22 protein-coding genes are annotated in these 18,427 nt (G+C 71.7%); 10 read left to right on the top strand and 12 right to left on the bottom strand.

What is annotated here, in order from left to right; genetic code table 11:
• A partial coding sequence (locus AB0M73_RS47785) for a manganese catalase family protein (RefSeq protein ID WP_363906530.1) occupies nt 1-377 on the bottom strand: 377 nt, incomplete at its 3' end.
• Between the two features lie 202 nt (nt 378-579).
• Between AB0M73_RS47785 and AB0M73_RS47780 the strand changes: the two genes are divergently transcribed.
• The gene (locus AB0M73_RS47780) at nt 580-1,269 is read left to right on the top strand and encodes a BTAD domain-containing putative transcriptional regulator (RefSeq protein ID WP_363906528.1); all 690 of its coding nucleotides are present in this window, start codon (nt 580-582) and stop codon (nt 1,267-1,269) included.
• 2 nt (nt 1,270-1,271) lie between these two features.
• On the opposite strand, the gene AB0M73_RS47775 is transcribed toward AB0M73_RS47780, so the two are convergent.
• Nucleotides 1,272-2,339 (bottom strand): hypothetical protein, encoded by a 1,068-nt coding sequence (locus AB0M73_RS47775; RefSeq protein WP_363906526.1) that lies wholly within the window; start codon nt 2,337-2,339, stop codon nt 1,272-1,274.
• 164 nt (nt 2,340-2,503) lie between these two features.
• Between AB0M73_RS47775 and AB0M73_RS47770 the strand changes: the two genes are divergently transcribed.
• Together AB0M73_RS47770 and AB0M73_RS47765 are read left to right on the top strand one after the other, a co-directional pair.
• On the top strand, nt 2,504-2,887 hold the full coding sequence (locus tag AB0M73_RS47770; protein ID WP_363906524.1) for a DUF3618 domain-containing protein: 384 nt from the start codon (nt 2,504-2,506) through the stop codon (nt 2,885-2,887).
• A 60-nt stretch (nt 2,888-2,947) separates the two neighbouring features.
• Nucleotides 2,948-3,145: a DUF3072 domain-containing protein gene (locus AB0M73_RS47765; protein WP_363906522.1), complete on the top strand. Its 198-nt coding sequence runs from the start codon at nt 2,948-2,950 to the stop codon at nt 3,143-3,145.
• Between the two features lie 40 nt (nt 3,146-3,185).
• On the opposite strand, the gene AB0M73_RS47760 is transcribed toward AB0M73_RS47765, so the two are convergent.
• Together AB0M73_RS47760 and AB0M73_RS47755 are read right to left on the bottom strand one after the other, a co-directional pair.
• Entirely contained in the window at nt 3,186-3,389 is a 204-nt protein-coding gene (locus AB0M73_RS47760; RefSeq protein WP_363906520.1) for a DUF2188 domain-containing protein, read from the bottom strand.
• An 8-nt stretch (nt 3,390-3,397) separates the two neighbouring features.
• Nucleotides 3,398-4,252 (bottom strand): Rieske 2Fe-2S domain-containing protein, encoded by an 855-nt coding sequence (locus AB0M73_RS47755; RefSeq protein WP_363906518.1) that lies wholly within the window; start codon nt 4,250-4,252, stop codon nt 3,398-3,400.
• Between the two features lie 72 nt (nt 4,253-4,324).
• Here AB0M73_RS47755 and AB0M73_RS47750 point away from each other — a divergent pair, with 72 nt between their 5' ends.
• From AB0M73_RS47750 to AB0M73_RS47725, 6 genes are read left to right on the top strand one after another with little or no spacing between them, the layout of a single operon-like run.
• Nucleotides 4,325-6,073, top strand: coding sequence for an FAD/NAD(P)-binding protein (locus AB0M73_RS47750; RefSeq protein WP_363906516.1), 1,749 nt, complete (start codon nt 4,325-4,327; stop codon nt 6,071-6,073).
• Nucleotides 6,055-7,158, top strand: coding sequence for a glutamate--cysteine ligase (locus AB0M73_RS47745; protein ID WP_363906514.1), 1,104 nt, complete (start codon nt 6,055-6,057; stop codon nt 7,156-7,158). Before AB0M73_RS47750 ends, AB0M73_RS47745 begins: the two co-directional genes overlap by 19 nt.
• Nucleotides 7,149-8,345 carry a PP2C family protein-serine/threonine phosphatase gene (locus AB0M73_RS47740; protein WP_363906512.1) on the top strand — a complete coding sequence of 399 codons (1,197 nt, stop codon included), beginning with the start codon at nt 7,149-7,151 and terminating at the stop codon, nt 8,343-8,345. Before AB0M73_RS47745 ends, AB0M73_RS47740 begins: the two co-directional genes overlap by 10 nt.
• A gap of 22 nt (nt 8,346-8,367) precedes the next feature.
• A complete protein-coding gene (locus tag AB0M73_RS47735) occupies nt 8,368-9,345 on the top strand; it encodes a DNA topoisomerase IB (protein WP_363906510.1) in 978 nt (325 codons plus the stop codon).
• A 40-nt stretch (nt 9,346-9,385) separates the two neighbouring features.
• Nucleotides 9,386-10,075: a HemK2/MTQ2 family protein methyltransferase gene (locus AB0M73_RS47730; RefSeq protein ID WP_363906508.1), complete on the top strand. Its 690-nt coding sequence runs from the start codon at nt 9,386-9,388 to the stop codon at nt 10,073-10,075.
• Entirely contained in the window at nt 10,059-10,259 is a 201-nt protein-coding gene (locus tag AB0M73_RS47725; RefSeq protein ID WP_363906506.1) for a CDGSH iron-sulfur domain-containing protein, read from the top strand. Before AB0M73_RS47730 ends, AB0M73_RS47725 begins: the two co-directional genes overlap by 17 nt.
• Here the strand turns inward: AB0M73_RS47725 and AB0M73_RS47720 are convergent.
• The 8 genes from AB0M73_RS47720 to AB0M73_RS47685 form a co-directional block, all read right to left on the bottom strand.
• Nucleotides 10,232-11,209, bottom strand: a complete 978-nt coding sequence (locus tag AB0M73_RS47720; RefSeq protein ID WP_363906504.1) for an iron-containing redox enzyme family protein — start codon at nt 11,207-11,209, stop codon at nt 10,232-10,234. The two genes, AB0M73_RS47725 and AB0M73_RS47720, sit on opposite strands and share 28 nt — an antisense overlap.
• Nucleotides 11,206-12,270, bottom strand: a complete 1,065-nt coding sequence (locus AB0M73_RS47715) for a YbdK family carboxylate-amine ligase (RefSeq protein WP_363906502.1) — start codon at nt 12,268-12,270, stop codon at nt 11,206-11,208. The genes AB0M73_RS47720 and AB0M73_RS47715 overlap by 4 nt, the downstream gene beginning before the upstream one ends.
• Nucleotides 12,271-12,299: 29 nt before the next feature.
• Nucleotides 12,300-12,800 (bottom strand): hypothetical protein, encoded by a 501-nt coding sequence (locus AB0M73_RS47710; protein ID WP_363906500.1) that lies wholly within the window; start codon nt 12,798-12,800, stop codon nt 12,300-12,302.
• Nucleotides 12,801-12,928: 128 nt separating this feature from the next.
• On the bottom strand, nt 12,929-13,990 hold the full coding sequence (locus AB0M73_RS47705) for a glutamate--cysteine ligase (RefSeq protein ID WP_363906498.1): 1,062 nt from the start codon (nt 13,988-13,990) through the stop codon (nt 12,929-12,931).
• A gap of 30 nt (nt 13,991-14,020) precedes the next feature.
• On the bottom strand, nt 14,021-14,692 hold the full coding sequence (locus AB0M73_RS47700) for a GAF and ANTAR domain-containing protein (protein ID WP_363906496.1): 672 nt from the start codon (nt 14,690-14,692) through the stop codon (nt 14,021-14,023).
• Between the two features lie 24 nt (nt 14,693-14,716).
• On the bottom strand, nt 14,717-15,346 hold the full coding sequence (locus AB0M73_RS47695) for an alpha/beta hydrolase (protein ID WP_363906494.1): 630 nt from the start codon (nt 15,344-15,346) through the stop codon (nt 14,717-14,719).
• Complete coding sequence (locus tag AB0M73_RS47690; RefSeq protein WP_363906492.1) at nt 15,330-16,688, bottom strand: hypothetical protein; 1,359 nt, start codon at nt 16,686-16,688, stop codon at nt 15,330-15,332. Before AB0M73_RS47690 ends, AB0M73_RS47695 begins: the two co-directional genes overlap by 17 nt.
• 9 nt (nt 16,689-16,697) lie before the next feature.
• Nucleotides 16,698-17,171 (bottom strand): hemerythrin domain-containing protein, encoded by a 474-nt coding sequence (locus AB0M73_RS47685; RefSeq protein ID WP_363906490.1) that lies wholly within the window; start codon nt 17,169-17,171, stop codon nt 16,698-16,700.
• Nucleotides 17,172-17,540: 369 nt separating this feature from the next.
• Between AB0M73_RS47685 and AB0M73_RS47680 the strand changes: the two genes are divergently transcribed.
• A partial coding sequence (locus AB0M73_RS47680) for a GAF domain-containing protein (protein ID WP_363906488.1) occupies nt 17,541-18,427 on the top strand: 887 nt, incomplete at its 3' end.

Here is an 18,427-nt window from a genome sequence, read left to right as displayed (position 1 = left end):
TAGCCGTTGCTGTCGGCGGGCAGCGCACCGCCGCCGCCGATGATCGCCTGCTGCGGGTCCATGCCGCCGATCACGGCCGCCAGCACCGGATCCTCACCCACGGCCTCGGTGGTGACCTGAGCGGGAGCGCCCTCCAGCAGCCGCGCGACCATGGTGGCCAGCATCTCGACGTGACCGATCTCCTCGGTCGCGATGTCCATGATCAGGTCCTTGTACTTGCCGGGCATCCGGCAGTTGAAGCCCTGGAACAGGTACTGCATGGTCACGGTGATCTCGCCGGCCGCGCCGCCGACCAGCTCCTGCAACCGCCGCGCGTACACCGGGTCCGGCCGCTCCGGCTTGGCCTCGAACTGGAGTTTGCCGGTGTGGAAGAACATCCGTGTCTCCTCTCGTAGCCTTGACGACGCCGAAGCTAGGCGTGGCGTGTCACCCGGACGTCACCCGCCACAGCCCCATCCGCGCGCCCGGCGCGGCGGTCCGTGGGACGAGCACGTCGAATCCCGGCAACACGATTAGTTCCGCGCCGGCCGGGCACCTCGTGCGGGATCGTCGGTGACGCAAACCAGCCGAGGTGCTTCCATGGGTGAGCAAGGGGTCGAACTCCGGCTGCTGGGCGGCTTCACGCTCAGCGTGGAGGGACGGCCGGTCGCGCTGGCGCCGACCGCGGAGCGGTTGTTGGCGTGCCTGGCTCTGGAGCAACGCCGGATCTCGCGTTCGGCGATGGCCACCACGCTGTGGCCGGACGCGTCCGAGCGCCGGTCATCGGGCAACCTGCGGTCGGCACTGTGGCGGATCGCCCGGGTGGCCGGACAGGCGGTTGTCCTGCGCCGAACGCACGATCTCCAGCTACACCAAGGGGTTCACGTCGATTTCGTGCGGGCCAGCCGGCAGGCCGGCGACGTCGCCGAAATGGCCACCGCCGAGGCGCTCGTGGCCGATCTCCTGCCGGGTTGGCCGGACGACTGGGTGGCCGTGCACCGGGAGTGCTTCCGCCAGCTCCGGCTGAGCGCGCTGGAGTCCCTGTGCGCGCACCGCCGCGACCACGGCCGGCTGCGCGAGGCGCTGACCGCCGGCCTGACCGCTGTGGCGGCCGATCCGCTGCGCGAGAGCGCCTACCGCGAGCTGGTGGCCGTGCACCTGGCCGACGGCAACGTCGCGGAAGCCTTGCGTCAGTACCATTTCTACCGCCAGCTGCTCGGCTCGCAGCTCGGACTCACGCCGTCACGGGCGATGTGCGACCTCGTCGCGCCCCTGCTCGGCCGGGGGTGAACTCACGCCGTGGCGATGGCGAACAGGCCGGCCACGCCCAGCGCGTACAGCACCAGCACGACCAACGAGTCGACCCCCATGCCGGCGATGCGCCGGGCCGGCCGGAACAGCAGGCCGGCCGCGTAGACCAACGTGAGCAGGATTCCCAGTGCGGTGAGGTAGATGTCGGCGTGCTGGGCCTGCGGCAGGACCGAGCGGCCCGACAGCAGCGTCGCCAGCAGGAACAGCACGGGCAGGAACGCGTTGCCGCCGAAGATGTCGCTGACCGCGAGCTGGTAGTCGCCATTGCGCACGGAGGTCAGGCCGGTCGAGATCTCCGGCAGCGACGTGGCGGCCGCGAGCACCGTCGCGCCGAACAACACGCCGGACAGGCCGATGTGGTCGGCGATGGCGTCACCGCTGCGCTCCAGGGCCACGCCGGCCACCAGCGTGACCACGGCGGCCAGGCCGAAGATGACCGCGGCCTTGGCGGTGCTGGTTCCCTTGCTGGTGGCCTGGTGCTCGGCGTGCTGGCGGCGATGTCCGCGCGGACGGTCCTGGCCGTCGGGCGCCTGCCCCGACTCCTGCCAGGGCAGCGAGCTGCCCGCCCGTCGCAGGAGCAGCAGCCCTGCCACCCACAGCACGGTGATGAGCACCGGCCCCGGCGTCAGGCGGAAGGCGATGAGCCCTGACGGCAGCTGCGTGCCGGCCACGACCACCGCCAACACCGCGATCACGAGCATGGCTTCGAGCACCAGCACGAGCGAGGCGGCCCGATAGGTGAGCGGCTTCGAGCCGCGCCCGCCGGCCACGTCCAGCACGACCAGGACGACGGTCTGGATGGCGATGCCGCCCAGGATGTTGCCGACGGCCACGCCGAGATTGCCCGACACCGCCGCGCTCGCCACGATGGCCAGCTCCGGCAGGTTCGTGGCCACCGCGAGCAGGATGAGACCGCCCAACGCGGAACCGAGACCCAGTCGGGTGGACAACACGTCGGTCTGGTTGGACAACTGCACACCGGCGACCCAGATGACCGCGGCGGCTCCGGCGAAGATCGCCAGCAGCGCCACCAGTGGCAGTCCCGACATTCGCAGGCCTCCGTTCGTCCCTGTGCAGCCAACCCCGGGGCAAACGCCCCGAGGACAAGCGACTCTGTGCAAGTATCCGCAAGCCACCGCGCCCAACCCACGTGTCGTCCGATTCACGGCTGGGTATCCGGCCGTCACCACCGGTTCGTGAACAGGAGCGCGAAATGAACGCGAAGGATCAGGCGGCGGAGCTGCGAGAGCAGGCCGAGCGCACCCGTGAGGCACTGGGCGAGACGGTGCAGCAGCTGTCCGACAAGCTCGACGTGCCGGCCCGGGCCAGCGAGGGCATGCAGAAGGTCGGGGCCAAGGCCCAGCAGGTGGCCGCCACGGCCGCCGACAAGGCCCAGCAGGCCACGGCGCAGGTCAAGGACTCCGCCGTGCACACGCTGGACGAGGCCGAGCGCAGGATCAATGATCTGCCCGAGGCGGTTCGGGAGCCGGCGCATCGCACCATGGACGTGGTGCGGCAGCGGCCGGGTCTGGTGCTGCTGGGCGTGGCCGGGCTGATCGTGCTGCTGCGGCTGCTGCTTCGCCGGTCCCACGACTGAGAACTCGAACAGGGTTTCGACGGGGACGGCGTCGGGCATCCGCACCGCAGGAGGTGCGCGATGACTGAGCCGGAGCCGAACCCGGAGAAGCCCGTCGAGCAATGGACGACCGGCGAGGAGCCGATGACCGGCCCCCAGGCCTCGTACCTGGGCACGCTGGCCCAGGAGGCCGGCGAGGAGCCGCCGTCGGAGAACCTGACCAAGGCGGAGGCGTCACGCCGGATCGACGAGTTGCAGCAGCGAACGGGACGAGGCTGACCGACCTGTGGGGGCCCGAGCCGAAGCGCGGGCCCCCACATCACAAGCCTTCCTCAGGATCCGGTGTCTCCGGGTCCGGCTTGACGGGCCGAACGATGTGCCGGACCCCACGCTCCCGCGCCAACCGCCGCCCGAACGCCACCGCGTCACCGCGGTCGGCGCTGATCCGCGAGGCCCGGCTGTTGCCCTCCACGCGCGTCTTCCAGACGCCGTCCTCGCTGTAGGTGATCACATCTCCGGCCACCGCTTCCCCTAAGCAGTCTTGACTTCCAGCCGGCCGGCCCGCACCCGGCTGTCCAGCCGCTGCTGCGGCGCCGTTGCGGGCCCGTGCGCCGGACGGCCGTCATCGAGTCGGAACACGCTGCCGTGCCATGGACATCGGACACAGTCGACCCCGCCGACCTCGGTCAGCTTCCCCTCGGACAGCGGGCCGGACATGTGGCTACAGAGGTCGTGCAACACCGAGAACTCGCCGCCGCGCCGGACCACGAGCACCGGGATCTCTCCCGCGTCCCGTCGGATCGGCTCCGCCTCGGCGAACTGCTCGACGGGACCCAGATCGCACCAGTCGGCCGGGCCGAGGCGGGAGGCCTGCTCGGAATGGTTGGCCCCGACGGCTCGGCGGAAGGCCAGATCGCCGCCGAGGGTGGCGCCGGCCATGCTGAACGTCAGACCGGCCAGCGCCGACCACACGCCGGCCCGCTCCCGCCCGCGCGCCCGCAACGCCAATGAAGTGACGTAACAGACCAGCGCGGTCGAATTGGCCGCGGCGTGGACGACGCCGACCCGCCGATGGTCCTGCTGGCTGTCCGCGTAGTCGGCCAATCCCGCCGCGGCCGCCGGCACGCTGCTGAGCACGCCCAGCCCGATCAGCCGGGTGGCCTCCCGCGAGCTGCCGCCGATGTCCAGCACGGCCGCGCTGGCGAAGCACCCGATGGGCACCTGCACCAGCGCCGGGTGCAACGGATGGCCGAGGAACACGCCGTGCAGCAGATCCTTCACGACGCCGGGGCGTAGAATCGCCTGCACGCCTCGGCGCAGGGCGTCGCCCACGGTGTCGAGTCGCTCGTCGTCGGCGATCCGATCGAAGACACGGGTTTGCTCCATGGTTGCCGGCATGCCCACAACACCCGCGGATAAACAAGATTGACCCGGTCCGACCACGGGTATTAGAGCGCCGTGCGAGAAAACCGACGGTTGCGCGTCGCGGTCGTGGGCTGCGGGCCACGCGGACTGGGCGTGCTGGAGCGGCTCCTGGTCCGGCTGCGGCGCGGGTCAGGGGACCGGGATGTGGTGATCTGGGCGCTGGACCCGGTCGAGCACGGCCCCGGCCAGGTGTGGCGGACCGATCAGCCCGACTGGTACGCGACCAACGCCACCGCGGCCGAGCTGACCGCGCAGTCGTTCGATTTCCCGGGCCGGCCGCAGACCTTCGCCGACTGGGCCGGTCACGACGCCGACACCGCCCGCCAGGTGTACCCCGGCCGGGCCGAATACGGCCGGTACCTGCGGGACACCTTCGCCCGGCTGTGCGCGTCGGCCCCGCCGGGGGTGCGGGTGTTCCCGCTGTCCGGCACGGCGACCGCGCTGCGCCGCGCCGACGGCCGGCTGCGCCTGACCGTCGACAGTGGACGGCTCGATCTCCTGGTGGACAAAGTGGTCCTGACCACCGGCCACAGTGGTCTCGAGCCAGACGAGGAGGAGCTGCGGCTGATGAGGCACGGCCGCTACCTCCGCGGCGGCATGGCCGTCACGATGCCGCTGGACGAGATCGGGTCGACCGACACGGTCGCCATCCGTGGCCTCGGCCTCACGTTCTACGACGTCACCCGCGCGTTGACGATCGGCCGGGGCGGCCGCTTCGTCCGGGTGGACGGCGCGCTGCGCTACCAGCCCAGCGGCTCGGAGCCGCGGCTGCTCGCCGGTTCACGCAGCGGGCTGCCTTTCCTCGCCCGTGCCGAGCTCGACGAGCCGGCCGAGCTCGCGCCGCGCCCGGTCATCCTCAGCGACGACCGGCTGGGCGAGCTGCGGGAGGCCGCCGCCGCGCGCCGAGGCCGTCCACAGCTGGACTTCGCGGCCGAGGTGGAGCCCCTGATTCGAGCCGAGCTGGAGCACGCCTACCGCCGCCGCGCCGACGGCGGCGAGCCGTTGGACGTCGCGGCGCTAGCCAATCCCTTTGCCGGCCAGCACTTCGCCGACCGTGACGGCTTCCGGTCGCGGCTGCTCGACGTGCTGCGCGAGGATGTGGCCCGGGCCGAGGCCGGATCGACGGTCGACCCCGTCAAGGCGGCGCTGGAGGTCATGCGCTCGCTGCGGCCGCTCATGCCGGACGTGGTGGATTTCGACGGCCTGCTCCCGGATTCGCAACGGGACTTTCTCACGCGGTGGGCGCCCATGAGCTTCCTGCTGTCGGCCGGCCCGCCGGTCGCGCACGTGGCGCAGCTGGCGGCGCTGATCGAGGCCGGGGTGCTGGACGTGGTCGGGCCGGACGCGCGGTTCTCGGCCGCCCCCGAGCCCGGTCTGTTCGCCGTGGCATCGCCGGCGGTCGACGGTTCCCGCCGCCTCGCCGACGTGCTGCTGGACGCCCGGGCGCCCGGCGCCGACCTGCGCCGCGACACCAACCCGCTGCTGCGCAGGCTGCTGTCCGACGGCATGATCAGCGAGCACGTCAACGTGGATCCGCGGACGGGGCGGCGGTTCGCCAGCGGCGGGCTGGCGATCACCGAGTCCCCCTTTCACGTGCTGGACGCCCGCGGCCGGCCCGACCCGGACATCCACGCCCTCGGCGTGGTCACCCAGAACACCCGCTGGTTCACGCAGGTCGGCACGGGCCGGCCGGGGCAGGACAGCCCGTTCCGCCGCGACGCCGACGCGATCGCCGGCGCCGTGCTGGCCGAGGAGGTGCGCTCGTGGCCCGTCCCGGCCTGACCTTCGGCGTCGAGGAGGAGTTCCTCGTCGTCGACGCCGCCGGCCGTCCCGTCCCCGCGGCCCGCGCCGTGCTGGGCGGCACCGGCGGGGCGAACGAGGAGCTCCAACGCGAGATGATCGCCTGCCAGGTGGAGTCGGCGACGCCGGTCAGCACCTCGACCGGCGAGCTCCTCGGCCACCTGCGCCGGCTACGGGAGACGCTGGCGACGTCCGCTCGGGACCGAGGCCTGCGCCTGATCGCCAGCGGCACTCCGCCGCTGCCCGAGGCCGCTCCCCCGCCGCTGACACCGGAACACCGGTACCACCGGATGGCCGGCCACTTCCGCGGCCTGATGAGGTCGGCCAACGTCTGCGGCTGCCACGTGCACGTCGGCGTACCCGACCGGTCGACCGGCGTGCACGTGCTCAACCACCTGCGGCCCTGGCTGCCGGCGCTGCTGGCGGTCAGCGCCAACTCCCCGTTCAGCGAAGGCGCCGACAGCGGCTACGCCAGCTGGCGGCACATGCAGATGTCCAACTGGCCGTCCGCGGGGCCGCCGCCGCTGCTCGGCTCGGTGGCGGAGTACGACGCCACTCTGGAGACCATGACCCGCTCCGGGGCGTTGCTCGACCCGGCCATGGCGTACTGGGACATCCGGCTCTCTCCGACGTACCCCACGGTGGAGATACGGGTCTGCGACGTCATGATCACCGCCGAGGAGGCGGCGTTGACCGCCGTGCTGGTGCGGGGCCTGGTCGCCTCGGCGCTGCGCCGGGACGCCGCGCCGACGGTGGCGCAGGAGGTGATCCGCGCCGACCTGTGGCTCGCCGGACGCGACGGGCTCCGCGGCCGATGTGCCGTCCCCAGCGGCGATGCGCCCGCGTTGCACGCCCTCGACCGACTCATCGCCGAGGTGCGGCCCGTGCTGGACGACGAGGACCGCGACTTCGTCGAGCGGGTGGCTCCGCTGCTCGCCCAGGACGGCGACGGCGCCACCCGGCAGCGCGCCGCCTTCGCCCGGGCCGGGCGGGCGGCGGACGTCGTCGCGATGCTCGCCGACGCCGCGGCGCCTCGCCTGCCGGTTAGCGACCGGGGATGCGGGTAGCCAAGGATGTGACTGCGCCCGCTTCCGTGGCTCGAATGCTGGCCGGCCTGTTGGAGGCCAGTCATCTGGCCACGTTCGACGATCTGCCCGGGCTCGTCGCGCGGCACGGCGCGGCGGCCGGTCTCGGGAACGTGGTCGCGTACATCCCGGACATCCGTGAGGAAGACCTCATCCGGCTGGACGACACCACAGCGCGACTGACCATCGACACCACCGCGGCCGGCTGGGCGTTCCGGAACGTGGACGTGGTCACCAGCCAGTCGTCGCTGTGGGTGCCGATGCTGGACGGCACCGAGCGGATCGGCGTGCTCGGTGCGACGGCCGGCGGCGGCGACACCGTCGTCAGCCTGCGGGCGCTGGCCTCGCTGGCGGCGCTGCTCGTCGTCAGCAAGCGTCCGCACAGCGACAGCTATCCGGCGATCGTGCGGTCCCGGCCGATGTCGCTGCCCTCGGAGGTCATCTGGCCGCTGATGCCGCCCCTGACCTTCGCCACCAAGGATCTGGCCGTGGCCGCGGTGCTGGAGCCGTCGTACGAGATCGGCGGGGACGCCGTGGACTACGCGATGGCGCCGGATCAGCTGCACCTGTCCATGTTCGACGCGATGGGGCACGACCAGTCCGCCGGCCTGACCGTCGCCATCGCCACCGGGGCGTGCCGCAACACCCGCCGGCGCGGCGCCGCGCTGCCGGAGATCGCGGACGCGATCGACGACGCCATCGCGCGCCAGTTCGATCGAAAGCGGTTCGCCACCGGCGTGCTGGCCCACCTGCGGCCCTCGACCGGGCTGCTGACGTGGGTCAACCTGGGACATCCGCCGCCGCTGCTGATCCGGCAGGGCCGGTGGCTGACCACGTTGCGCTGCCGGCCCGCGCCACCGATGGGGTTCGCCCTGGGCATACCGGCGACCGAGTGCCGGTACCACCTGGAGCCGGGCGACCGGGTGCTGTTCTACACCGACGGCATCACCGAGGCGCGGGACCATCTCGGCCACGAGTTCGGCCTGCGGCGGTTCACCGAACTCGTCGCCCGCGGCGCCGCCGACGGCTTTCCCGCGCCGGAGACCCTGCGGCGGCTGATGCGGGCCGTGCTGGCCCACCAGAACGGTCGGCTGCAGGACGACGCCACGGTGCTGATGCTGGAGTGGCGTGGTGACCAGCAACGCCGGTTGACGCTCGGTTCCGGCTGAGCAGAACGGGTATTCCGTCGCCATGCGGTTGAGACGGAGCCGGCTGACCGGCCAGTGCATCACCCGGCGCCGCCGCGGCCGTGGCTTCGGCTACCAGCACTACGACGGCTCGCCGGTGACCGATCCCGAGACGCTCGGCCGGATCCGGGCGCTGGCCGTGCCGCCGGCGTGGCAGGACGTGTGGATCTGTCCCTGGCCCAACGGGCACATCCAGGCCACCGGCACCGACGACGCCGGCCGCAAGCAGTACCTCTATCACGCCCAGTGGCGGGAGGACCGCGATCGGCAGAAGTTCGACCGGGTGCGGAAGCTCTCGGCCAAGCTGCCGGCCCTGCGCGCCCAGATCGCCGACGACCTCGACGCCGGCGGCTTCGCCCGGCAGCGCGTCACCGCCGTCGCCCTGCGCATGCTGGAGCAGGGCGTGTTCCGTGTCGGCAACGACCAGTACGTGGAGTCCAACGGGACGTACGGCGTGTCCACTCTGCTGCGTGAGCACGTCGCCGTCCGCCGTGGCAGCCTGGAGTTCTGCTTTCTGGCCAAGGGACAGAAGGAACGCAAGGTCACCCTGGAAGATCCCGTGCTGGCCAAGGCGGTCGCCGGTCTGAAACGGGCCCGGACCGGCGGCGACCGGCTCCTCATGCACCGCAACGGCAAGGACTGGCGTCCACTCGACTCGCAGGACGTCAACGAGCGCCTGCACGAGCTGGTCGGCGACGAGTTCACCGTCAAGGACCTCCGCACCTGGAACGCCACCGTGCTGGCCGCGGTCATCCTCGCCGGTCACCAGGGCCGGGGCGGCAAGCGCACCGCCGTGCGCGAGATGTACAAACAGGTCGCCCACCACCTCGGCAACACTCCCGCCATCGCCCGCAAGTCCTATGTGGATCCGCGGGTCGTGCACGCCTTCGAACAGGACGCGACCATCCGCCCCGCCACCGACCTGGACCGGGTAGAACGCTCCGTCGCGCGATTGCTGGCCCGCACCGACTTCGACACCTGAGATCTGGTTTGGACAGTTCCGGCCGGGCTATTCCGTTGACGTGACCACCTTTGATGAGCGCGTTGTCGCACCGCCGGCGCTGCGGTTGGTGCGGTCGCCGGGCGTGTACCGGCCGCAGTCGGACACCTGGCTGCTGGCGGCGGTCGCGGCCACCGCCGGGATCCCGGCCAGCGCGAAGGTGCTGGACATCTGCACCGGAACGGGGGCACTGGCGATCACCGCGGCGATGCTGGGGGCCAGAGATGTGACGGCGATCGACGTGTGCCGGCGGGCGGTGGTGTCGGCGCGGCTGAACGCCTGGCTCAACGGCCAGCGGATCAAGGCGATGCACGGCTCGATGCTCGCGCTGCCGGCGTCGGCGGAATTCGACGTGGTGCTGGCGAATCCCCCGTACGTGCCGTCCCCGGCGGAAACGGTGACGCGAGGGCGCAGGCGAGCCTGGAACGCGGGGACCGACGGCCGCGCCCTACTGGACCCGATCTGTCATTCTCTGCCAGTGTTGTTGCGCCCCAACGGCTTCGCGTTGATCGTCCACTCGACGGTGTCCGGTGTGGACAAGTCGCTGCGACAACTGCGCGCGGGCGGGCTGCGGGCGGAGGTGGTGGCCGGCAGCCGGATCCCGTTCGGACCGGTGATGCGGGAGCGCGCCGGGTTCCTGACACGACAAGGCCTGATCGAGGCGGGGCAGCGACACGAGGACCTGGTGGTGATCCGTGCCGACCGATCGTGAGCACCGACGCGTGACCGTGGAGCCGGGTGGGCCCGTCCTGGTGGACGGGCCCGTCGAGATCGTGCTGCCGGACGGGACGACGGCGCGGTCGGACCGGTTCGTGGTCGCGGTCTGCGCCTGCCGGCGCAGCAAGCGCTATCCATTCTGCGACACCAGTCACCGCAAGAGGGTTCGCGATTCCTGACGCAGCGAGGACCGACCGGCCCGCCAGGACGACAGCAGATGGTCGGCCAGATGCTGCTCCAGCAACTCGGTGGCCTGGATGCCGAACACGACGTCGGCGGCGAGTTCCGGTTCCTGCGCAAGCAGGTCGCCGATGACGTCGCGGCGCAGCACCTGCTCGTGCACGGCGTCGGCCTCGATGTGCTCGGTGTAGAACAGCCGGCAGGCGTCGGGGGCGTCGAGCCGGACGAGGGCCTGCTCCATGCGCTGGGCGCTGGGGCCGGTGCTGATCTCGGCGGCGGCGAAGTGGCCGACCAGGGCACCGCGCAGGCGACGGTGCAGTCCGAACAGAGACATCATGTTGACGGTGGCCAGCGAACATGCCGGCACGTCGTCGAGGTAGTGCAGATACCCGGCGGAAAGTCCAGCGGCGTCGAGGAGATCGGCGAACAGCTGGGCATGCACCCGCTCGGCCCGGCCACCGCCGAACTCGTCGAACTCGACGGCGACGAGCGCCGCCTTGGCCCGACCGCGCAGCCGGGGGATGACCCACGCGTGCGGATCGGCCTCCTTGAGGTGATAGATCGACCGGTGCGCGAAGAACTCCTGCAGCTGCCACCACTGCCCCTCGTCACGCAGGAAGTGGCTCAGCCCGCTGCCGGGCACGTGCTCGACCAGCAGCTCGTCGATCTCGGCGGCCACGTCGTCGCCGCCGGACACCGCGGCCTGCAACGCCTGCTCGAACACGCGCTCCATGCAACCCCGTAGCCGCAACAGGTCCGGGTCCCACTCCCATGCCGGATCAACCCCGGGCAGCCCCTGGTAGTGCAGCTCGTAGCACAGATGCAGGGCGAGCTGGAGGTCGTCGCCGAGCGGGTCGGCGTCGCCGACCCGGACCGACGGCAGCACCGAGCCTGCCGGCTCCCGCAGCACATCGATGACCTCCGCGGACAGCGGTCCTCTAGCGATCATTTGTTTCCTCCCAAGGAAAGCTGTCGCACAACGGCGTCAAGGCCGGCGGCGGCGACCAGTCGCTGGAGGGTGGCGCCGGTGCGTCGGTCCCGCAGCAACCGGTGCACCTCGTCGAGGTCGCCGGCCTCCACCAGCGCATCCCGCACGTGGTCGAGCAGGCCGGCCAACATGATCCCGGCGGACACCTGTTTGCCCAACAACGGATCGACGGCCGGACCGTCCATTCCGTACCGAGCCGCCGTCCACACGGCCGCGGCGCCGGCCTGCGCCGACACCGCCTCCGCACCACGGTCGAGCTGAGCCAGGGCGGTGTTCACCAGGGCGCGGCAGAGCAGCGCCTGGAGCACGGCGTCGTCCACGGCCGCCGCGGTGTCGGCGATGCGGAACTCGACCGTCGGCAGATGCGGCGAGGGTCGCGCATACCAGAAGGTCTGCCGTTCGTCGACGAGAACGCCGCAGTCCACCAGCCGAGCGGTCTCCTGCTGCCACTGGGAGAAGTCGGCGCACCGGGGCGCGAGGCCCGACCCCGGGAAGCGCGACTGCTGCACGATCCGCCAGCTCCCGTAGCCATGGTCCTGTCCATTGTGGAATGGTGAGTTCACCGACAGTGCCAGCAGGGTCGGCAGCCATCGGGCCACGTGGTTGACCACCGCCACAGCGGTGTCCTTGTCCGGCACACCCACATGCACATGGCAGCCGCACGCTTCGTAGTCGGCGGTGATGCCGGCGTAGAGCCGGTCGACCGCCCGGAACCGCGTATCCAGGGCCCGTTCCGGCCGGGCCGAACCCAGCACCGGCGTCCCGCTGGCCAGCACGCGCACGTCCGGGCAGGCGGCAGCCAGCGTCTGACGGCCGGCCACGAGTTGCCCCCGCAACTCGTCGAAGCTCGTGCAGATGCCGGTGGCCACCTCGATCTGGGTGTCGCGCAGCTCCCGCTGCACAGTCATTCCGTCCGGCAGCGACGAAGGACACCGCGCCAGCACCTCCGCCGCCCGCGGCGTAGTGGTCCCGGCCCGGTCGACGAGGAGGAATTCCTCCTCGACTCCGATTGTGCGCGTCACATCGCCGAGATACCCGCCGGACAAGGCGTTCAACCGGCCGCGTGGAAGTCTCGCCACGCCTGGTCGAGCAAATCGGGCCAGGTCAGCAGGTCGACGGCGGTGGAGGTCAGAGCCCGAGCAGCGGCCAGCATCGCCGCGCGACCCCGGGGCCCGGCCGCCGCGGCGGCGAATTCGGGGGTGTGGTCGGACTGGTCGGCGTCGGTGATGGCCACGAAGGGGTGGATGGCCGGCACGACGTTGCTGACATCGCCGATGTCCGAGGAGCCGAGGAACACGCCCGGCGCCGGCTCGACCAGCGTGACGCCGGACTCGGCGATGTGCCGGGCGAACGTGCCGGACAGGGCGGCGTTGTCCCGCACATGCTGGTATCCGCCGCTGGCCGGCGTCACCTCGACGGTCGTGCCGGTGGCCCGGGCGACGCCGTGGGCGCACTCGGTCAGCTGCGCCACCAGGTCGTCCCGGGCCGCCGTGGTCAGGCCCCGCACACCGAACCGCCCCCCGGCCAGGTCGGGCACGATGTTCGTGGCCATCCCGCCCTGGGTGACGATGCCCTGCACGTGGGAGCCCAGCGGAACACCCCCTCCCCGACGACGTCCACGAAACGCTGATCGGCCCCGCGCCGGATTCGCGCCTGTCACCAGGAGAAACCCCGGGCCGGTCAGCCCGACCAGGCCAGGGCGTCGTTCACGTCGGTCATCTGTTCGGACTTGTCATGGGCGGCGCGCTGACGCTGCGCGCCGTTGCCCGACGCGCGCACGCCGGCCAGGGCCTGTTCCACGAATTCGGCGTCGTCGCCGAGCTTCAAGGACGCCACCAGGTCGTTGACGGCCTGCCAGGCCGGCACAAGGTCGCCGGTGCGTGGATGGACGCAGCGGCCGGTGAGGCCGTCACGGGCGGAACGCCAGAGCCAGGCCCGCAGCACCTCGGGCGCGGGCTGGGCGACGGGGTCGGTGTCGAGGGCCTGCGCGGCCAGGCCGCGAACGATCGCGGCCAGCAGCGCCGCCTCGGTTGGCGTCGGAAGAACGTCGGCGATGCGCACCTCGACGGTGGGCTGGTGCGCGGAAAGCCTGATGTCCCAATAAAGCATGCCTCGGTCCATTGCCGCGCCGACGGTGGTCAGCGCCTCGACGGTTGACTCGTACGCGTCCACGGAGTCGAAGTGCGGCGGCGCGCCGGCGGAGGGCCAGCGGGTCCACAGCACGTGTCGCCAACTGGCGTAGGCGGTGTCGTCGCCGTTGTGGAACGGCGAGTTGGCGGTCAACGCCAGCAGCACCGGCAGCCAGGGCCGGATGTGGTTGCTGATCCGCAGACCCGTCGAGGCGTCGGGGATCGACACGTGGACGTGGCAGGCGCAGGTCAGCGAGGCCTGGGCGATCGCCCCGAACTCGCGGGCCATGCGGTGGTAGCGGACGTCGGGGGTGAACCGGGGCGGCCGGTCGTCGGCCATCGGCGCGGTGCCGCTGGGCAGCAGTCGCAGGCCCTGCTCGGCCGCCTTGGCGGCCAGCTGGTCGCGTAAGGCGTGCAAGCCCTCGACGACCTCCTCGATCGTGTCGCAGACGGCGGTCGCGGACTCCACCTGGCACCGCCGCAGCTCATGCTCCACCTGGCCGTCCAGGCCGTCCACCTGCTCGGATATCTCCGGTCCGGCGGCGGCGAGCCGCCCGTCGGCGTCGACCAGAAGGAATTCCTCTTCGACGCCGAGCGTCAGGGCCGGTCTCATGCCCGAAAGATGCCCGTTCGCGACCTCGGTTCAAACCCGGAATCGCAGGCTTCCGACCAGCACGTCATCGGCGATGTCGGCCAGCCGCCCCGCGGTGACGAAGGCGTGGGCGCGCAGCCGCGCATACGCCTCCTCCAGATCGCCACCGACCTGGCCCGCCACCACGGCCACGGCCCGGTTGACCCGGGCCCAGCGGTCGGCCAGCGGCCCGGACAACACGTCCTCCTCGCTCTCGACCAGCAGCTCCAGCGCGCCATCGGCGAACAGCTCGGCGTCACCGATCTGTGCTGCGGTCAAAGTTCCCGGCCGACGCAGGTACAGCTCCAGCACGCCGACAGTGACGCCACCGGCCTCAAGGGGGAACGCGAACAGGGCTCCGGCGTCGACCAGCGCCGGCCCGACCAGCGGCCACCGCCGGTCGGTGGCGACCCGGGGCACCAGCACCGGCTCGTTCTCGTGCAACGCCTCGATGGCCGGCCCGCCGCCGTGCACGATCTCGGCCTCGATGATCCGCTCGGAGATGTCGTCGGTGGCGTGCACCGGCTCGACCGTGCCGAGGTCGCCGATCACGCACAGGCTGGCGCCGTCCACGCCGAGCATCGCCGCGCAGGCCCAGCACACGTGCCGCAACGCGACCACCTCGCCACCGGCCGCCGCGACGATCTCCGCGGCGATCCGCTCCCGCGGGTCTCTCTCCTGCACGCCGACCATTGTCGAACGCAATGATTACCGAGAGCAACGGTCAACCACGATCCGTGCGAAGACCACCGGATCGAGGTACGGGAACGCGTGCGGCAGTCCGGGCAGCGTGAGCAGGTGCCCGCCCAACCTGGCCGCCCATGCCGGCGTGCACAGCGGATCGCGCCCACCGCGCACGACCACGAGCGGCGCCGCCACCCCGGTCACCAGGTCCTCCAACGGGTGACGCAGCATCGACCGCAGCAACGTGAAGATCCGGCGTGGGCCGGCCTTGGCCCACTCCGGCAACTCCTGCCGTCCAAGCGATGCCGGCTCGCGCGCGCCGTCGACCAGCCACCGCGCCATCACCCGAGGCACAGTCCGGTACGCCGGATCGACGGTCGGACTGCCGAGCACCAGCCGGGTCACCGGGACGTCCCGGGCCACAGCCGCGGCGACCTGTGTCCCGGACGAGTGCCCGACCAGGACAACCTCCCGGCCGGCGATGCGCTCAGCCACCAACGCGGCGTACTCGGGGATGCCGAGCGGCGGCCCGTTCGTGGGCAGCCGGACGAGCTCGCAGCGCGCACCGGTCGCCTCGACGCACCGCACGGTCGGCTCCAGGTACCGCGACACGGCCAGCCCCGGCACGATCACGACGTCAGGTGGCGCGCGCATGGCCGAGCTGGTCGAGGATCCGTCGCACGCCGATCCGCAGCTGCCGGTCGCCCGACGGAATCGCCGACGAATACGCGGCCAGTGCGGCGAAGTCAGCCGGGTAGCGGGCGACATCCGTGGCCGGCAGCCGGACGGCGCCGCTGTGTTCGCGCAACCGCAGCCAGTCCTCGGGCGCGGCCAGTCCGGCGGAGCGGACGCCGTGCGGGAACATCAGCACATCCACGTTGGGGTAACTGCGTTCGCGTAGGTAGGAGCGGACGGCGCGCAGGGCGTCCTGGACGGGGAAGGCTGTCCAGAACGGGACGAGCCCGGCCTGGTTGACGCCGACCGGGTCCAGCATCACGAACGACTCCACCAACAGCCGGTCGGCCGGCCGGTCGGCGGCCAGCAGCCACTCCCGGTGCATGTCGGCGACGCTGGCCGACAGGCCGTGCGGCTCGTCGAAGGCGATGCGGTGCACGGGATGCCCGTGCGCGGCGGCCCACCGGTCGATGTCCGCGCCCAGCGACGGCTCGAAGCCCCACTCCGCCTCCGGAGCGTGGTCGTCGGCCGCCGGCGATTCGAAGGCCCGCAGCGGGGATCCCTGCGCGGCCAGGAACTCCGCCACCCGAGGGCCGCCGCCCAGGTACTCCTCGGGCTTGAGGCCGCCGTAAGCGCCGGTCTGGAACACGTGCCGGTCGTCGATCCTGGTCACCGGCCACGACAGCCCGCAGTCCACCACGATGATCGGCGCGCCGGGCATCAGCCGGGTGGCCAGGAACTCCGTGTACGCCCGGGGCAGCCGCAGCCACTTGAGCCGGAAGTACGTCATGAGGTCGATCATCAGCCGGTCCTGGTTGCCGTCGTGCATATGGTGCAGGGCGACGTCAGGATTGTTGGCCAGCAAAGGATCGGCCACCGAGGCGCCGAACTCCGCGGCCCGCGCCGGCCGGTCCGGGTCGTTGTCCGACCACCGCACCGGCACCAGCATCGTCTGGGGCAGCCAGGGAATGCCGCCCACCGCGCACAGGTGGGTCATCGCCCCGTTGCTGGAGCCGATGACCACGCCCGGGTACTGCGGCGGCAGGTCGTCGTAGTGGCCGGTCATCCAGGCCGCCACCTGCTGCATGTCGATGGACTCCAGCATCGACGGCGTCACACCCTCGGCCGCGCCGGAGACCCGGTACAGCTGGGTGCGCAGCGCCTCGGGCAGCAGGTTGGACAGGTGCAGCGGCGCCGACATCAGCCGGCTCTGGCCCAGCGCCGTGAACCGCTTGCCCCGCAACGCCGACGAGACCGCACGCAGCATCGCGGTGGCGGAGTCGAAACCCGCCACCGCGCGTGCCGGCGCCACTGTGGACACGGCGGATCCTCAGGCGCTCTGCAGAGCCAGCGGATCGCTGGGCGCGTCGGCCTTGGCCAACGCCATGCGCGCTCCCAGTTCCTGCAACTGCTTGCGCCCCATGGACTTGCGCACCTCCGGGAACCACTCCTTCTCTTCCTCTTCGACGTGGTGGCGGACGTTCTCGATCAGCACCGTCACCTTGGCGTCGAAGTTCTCGGCCTGTGGCTCCAGCTTGGTCAGCTCGGACAGCATCCACATCACGACGTGGTGCTCCTCCACGCTTTCCAGCACGTGGTCCTCGGTCTCCGGCACCGCCCGCCGCGCCTCCGGATAGAAGATCGTCTCCTCGATGTAGGCGTGCGTGGTCAGCTCCTTGACGATCGAGTCGACCAGCTTGCGCTTGGTGGCGTGGGCGTTGTCACCGGCCTGCTCGAACTTCTTGAACAGCTGCTCCACGGTCTTGTGGTCGTCCTTGAGCAGCACGATCGCGTCGGTCGACACGGACTTCTCCTCCCAACACGGGGTAAGACGAGACGCCACCGGATACCCGGAGCCACCAGCGCCAAACTGCGTCAGGCCGCTATGCGCTTCGTCGGTGGTCGGCCGGGTCCATCCGGTGCGGGTCGAGGTGGCTCTGCTGGTCGTCGCTCCTGAGCCTCCCTCACGACATCAGTCGTTGGCGCGGTTCGGGAGCGTGGTCCTGGCTGGCGACCGCCGCCACCGACGGCGCCGGGAGGCAGTCTGCTCCGAACAGGCCCCGGCCGACCGGGTCGGGCGGCGTCCGTTGCCTCGCGCGGCCGAACGGGTATCCGTTGCCGGACGGGCGAACCTGCTTCAAGCTGGAGACATGCAGGCTGGAGGGTGCGGTCGGTGAGCGACGTCTTCCCGGGCAACAGCGAGATGGCCGCGCGTATGCGCGCGTTCGACTGGTCCACCTCGCCTCTCGGCGTGCCCGCCGGCTGGCCGGACGCGCTGCGCACCGCCGTGCGGATCTGCCTGACCTCGCGCTTCCCGATGATCCTGTGGTGGGGCCCTGAGCTGCGGTTCCTCTACAACGACGCGTACCTGCCGCTGCTCGGCTCGAAGCACCCGGCGCTGGACAAGCCGGGGCGCGAGGTGTGGACGGAGATCTGGCACATCATCGGCCCGATGCTGGACAGCGTGCTGAGCACCGGCGAGGCGACCTGGTCGGACGACCTGCTGCTGCCGATGAACCGGCACGGGTACTGGGAGGAGACGTACTGGACATACTCCTACAGCCCGCTGCTGGACGAGTCGGGCACGGTCGCCGGCGTGTTCACGGCCGTCAGCGACACGACCGACCGGGTCGTCGGCGCGCGGCGAATGGCAGCACTGCAGGATCTCGGCGCACAGGCCGGCGCGACCAGCGCCGACGAGGCGGTCCGGCGCATCGCCGACTGGGCCGACCGCCACGGCGCCGACGTCCCGTACGTGTCGGTGCACCTGGACGACGTCGCCGACGACCGCTGGCCACTGGCCGCGGTGACGCGCAGCGGCGAGCCGGTGGTCGTGGCCGGCGTGACCGGGCTGCCGAGCGGCGGCTGGCCTACGCCGCCGGCGGAGGTGATGGTGCTGCCGCTGCGCAGCGACGCCGGCGACAGACCGCTGGGCGCGGCGGTGTTGGCGGCCAGCGCCGGCCGGGCCCTGGACGAGGACTATCGGGCATTCCTGCGCCTGGTCGCCGACCAGTGCGCGACGCTGATCAACGGCGCCATGGCCTATCAGGCGCAACGGCG

This window comes from Kutzneria sp. NPDC051319, from assembly GCF_040682195.1.
GTDB lineage: Bacteria > Actinomycetota > Actinomycetes > Mycobacteriales > Pseudonocardiaceae > Kutzneria.
This window is presented reverse-complemented; position numbering and strand designations above follow the sequence as displayed.

Excerpts from the sequence above, each read along its gene's own strand:
- AB0M73_RS47780 (WP_363906528.1), top strand. The coding sequence starts at position 580 with ATGGGTGAGCAAGGGGTCGAACTCCGGCTGCTGGGCGGCTTCACGCTC.
- AB0M73_RS47775 (WP_363906526.1), bottom strand. The coding sequence starts at position 2,339 with ATGTCGGGACTGCCACTGGTGGCGCTGCTGGCGATCTTCGCCGGAGCC.
- AB0M73_RS47770 (WP_363906524.1), top strand. The coding sequence starts at position 2,504 with ATGAACGCGAAGGATCAGGCGGCGGAGCTGCGAGAGCAGGCCGAGCGC.
- AB0M73_RS47765 (WP_363906522.1), top strand. The coding sequence starts at position 2,948 with ATGACTGAGCCGGAGCCGAACCCGGAGAAGCCCGTCGAGCAATGGACG.
- AB0M73_RS47755 (WP_363906518.1), bottom strand. The coding sequence starts at position 4,252 with ATGGAGCAAACCCGTGTCTTCGATCGGATCGCCGACGACGAGCGACTC.
- AB0M73_RS47740 (WP_363906512.1), top strand. The coding sequence starts at position 7,149 with ATGCGGGTAGCCAAGGATGTGACTGCGCCCGCTTCCGTGGCTCGAATG.
- AB0M73_RS47735 (WP_363906510.1), top strand. The coding sequence starts at position 8,368 with ATGCGGTTGAGACGGAGCCGGCTGACCGGCCAGTGCATCACCCGGCGC.
- AB0M73_RS47720 (WP_363906504.1), bottom strand. The coding sequence starts at position 11,209 with ATGATCGCTAGAGGACCGCTGTCCGCGGAGGTCATCGATGTGCTGCGG.
- AB0M73_RS47710 (WP_363906500.1), bottom strand. The coding sequence starts at position 12,800 with ATGGCCACGAACATCGTGCCCGACCTGGCCGGGGGGCGGTTCGGTGTG.
- AB0M73_RS47705 (WP_363906498.1), bottom strand. The coding sequence starts at position 13,990 with ATGAGACCGGCCCTGACGCTCGGCGTCGAAGAGGAATTCCTTCTGGTC.
- AB0M73_RS47695 (WP_363906494.1), bottom strand. The coding sequence starts at position 15,346 with ATGCGCGCGCCACCTGACGTCGTGATCGTGCCGGGGCTGGCCGTGTCG.